General features: G+C 34.5%; 3 protein-coding genes. All 3 read left to right on the top strand.

Features of this window, described 5'->3' with window-relative positions:
• Positions 1-166 precede the first annotated feature (166 nt).
• The 3 genes from ACT8YW_RS23035 to ACT8YW_RS23025 all read left to right on the top strand — a co-directional run bounded on the left by ACT8YW_RS23035 (position 167) and on the right by ACT8YW_RS23025 (position 2,163).
• Complete coding sequence (locus tag ACT8YW_RS23035) at positions 167-559, top strand: hypothetical protein (RefSeq protein ID WP_117610431.1); 393 nt, start codon at positions 167-169, stop codon at positions 557-559.
• 517 nt (positions 560-1,076) lie between these two features.
• Complete coding sequence (locus tag ACT8YW_RS23030; RefSeq protein WP_147337299.1) at positions 1,077-1,307, top strand: hypothetical protein; 231 nt, start codon at positions 1,077-1,079, stop codon at positions 1,305-1,307.
• Between the two features lie 556 nt (positions 1,308-1,863).
• A complete protein-coding gene (locus ACT8YW_RS23025; RefSeq protein ID WP_117610427.1) occupies positions 1,864-2,163 on the top strand; it encodes a helix-turn-helix domain-containing protein in 300 nt (99 codons plus the stop codon).
• Positions 2,164-2,269: the final 106 nt, after the last annotated feature.

Genomic DNA, 2,269 nt, shown 5'->3' with positions numbered 1-2,269 from the left:
TCGTAATGTTTTAGTTTACGGTACAAAAATAACATTTATTATTAAATGTACCGTAATAACGTTACATTTTTCGGTTAAAGTAATGTTAAATATTTCTTTTAATTTGGTTTAATGTACCGTTTTATATTACATTTGCATCATAAACGAAATATAAAACATTACGGATATGAAACGCTACAATTTAAGCCAGATAATGAAGAGAGCACACAACTTGTATAACAATGCACGTGCAAAGTACCCGACATTCTCCGATGCACTCCGTAAATCTTGGAGCATGGCAAAGTTTGAGGTTAGAGTAGCCGAAGAACGCCAAGCAATCGAAGCAGAGACTAAAGCACGTGAAGCAAAGGTACGTGAAGAGAACGAGCAAGCCGCCATTAGTTCGGTTCTTCTTCGTGCACAAATCGAAGCCGACCGTATCAGAAGAGAAGCGGAAGCTAAAGCGGAACGCATGAAAGGCGAGATAGCAGCACGCAAAGAGGGTATCTCTTATAATGAGTATCAAAACCGTATTAATCGTGCAATGGGCTACGGGTGTGGCTCGTATTGCGGTGACTAGTTTTTTTATTCATAATATTTGATTTGTTTTCATGGAAGTACTGGTTTGTGAAAATAGGTGCTTCCCTTTCACTGAATTATTAACCATAGGGGGAATTCCCCCTATCATAAATTACACTATATGATAGAAACAAAGGTTTATAAGCTCCACGAGAGCAAGCAAGTAGAGGATATTACTACCATGCTAAAGATAGAAGGAATAAAGCATAATGTATTCGAATACGAAGAGTACACGGCAATAGAAGTGACTGGCACACCATTAGAGATAATGAGAGCCTCCACGATATACCAACAGGTTACAACCATTAAGCTATAACGAGATGGAGATATTGATAGTATTTGGATGCCTATACACTGGCTATAGGATATTCAGGAAAAAGGGAGAACACTTCTTTGATATTTAATCAATTATGAACGCTATACTAATTATTTGTATCATCCTTCTTGCTTTCTGCGTATGGGATGAAATGTTTAACGATAACAACAGGAATCAATCAATATAAAATATAACTATGAAAATGGTAATAGAGCCCGCTAGCAAAGAACGGATAGAAGAAGGAGAGCAGTTTATCGAAAGACTACTAAAGATTCTACAAAACAACGATAAAGTAACGGTTAACGTAATGTATTGCCAGACTTGCGTTATTGACAGGCTAGTAACTGTAGAATCCGGCACCAGTTTTAATGCAGGTCTAAGTAAGGACAATTGTACAGTACTAAATGAAATGGGTTACAACTCACATCAATAAATGATACATGAAAGTTGACGCCATCAACAAAGACGCCCGGTAACAATACGGTTGCCGGGTTTTCTTTTTATGATGGCTATTTATGAGGATGAATGAGATAAACCCACAAATAAAAAGATCAAAATGTCGTAATAACTCCAATTATTTTCGTTCATTTGTCACTTAACAAAAAGAAAAAAAACATGGAAATAGATCCGATTATTAAGTAAGCCATTGAGATTGGTATTAAATTAGGTATTGAAGCATATAAGAATGAAAGAAATGCAAATCTCAAAAATAAAAAAATTCTTATATGTAAATCCGATGCGGAAGACCGTTTCGGAAGCGGAGTTCTTAAAAATTTAGAGAAACGGAAACTAGTATTCCCTTATCAATTTGGTATTGAAACAATGGTAAACGAAGAAGGTGACGAAATTTCCGAACCTAGAGGACATATATACTATAAACTGCATGAAATTATGGAAGCTATTGAGAGTGGAAACATTCTAAAGTGTCTTCAAAAAATACAGATGTAGATAAAATAGCCAAAAGCAATTTAATATAAAATCAACAAATTATGAAATTACAAGATTTATTGGAAAGCGATTTAAATATTTCCATAACGATTACGATCAAGGAGCTAAAAGAATTTGCAGATTATCTTCTCCAACAGTCAAAAGATGATATAGAACGTTTGATTTTAGAAACAAAGCAACCCAAAGAATACCTTACTCCCAATGAAACCGCAAAACTATTGCATGTCAACCGTAGCACATTATATCAGTGGAATAAAAATGGATATTTACGTGTAATAGAAGTTGGAGGAAAAAGGCTTTATAGACAATCTGATATTGATGCCATTTTAAATAGGAAATAATCAGAAAAGAGCTGAAAAAACAATTGTTGGAGATTAATTTATAACTTAATAAATAATGCGAATCAGCAGTTGACAATCTTCTACCTTTTCGCTTGTTAAAATGTTA

Source organism: Bacteroides sp. (assembly GCF_052357945.1).
In the GTDB taxonomy this organism is placed as follows: domain Bacteria; phylum Bacteroidota; class Bacteroidia; order Bacteroidales; family Bacteroidaceae; genus Bacteroides.
Note: the sequence above shows the minus strand (reverse complement) of the source record. Positions and strands in the feature narration are given on the sequence as shown.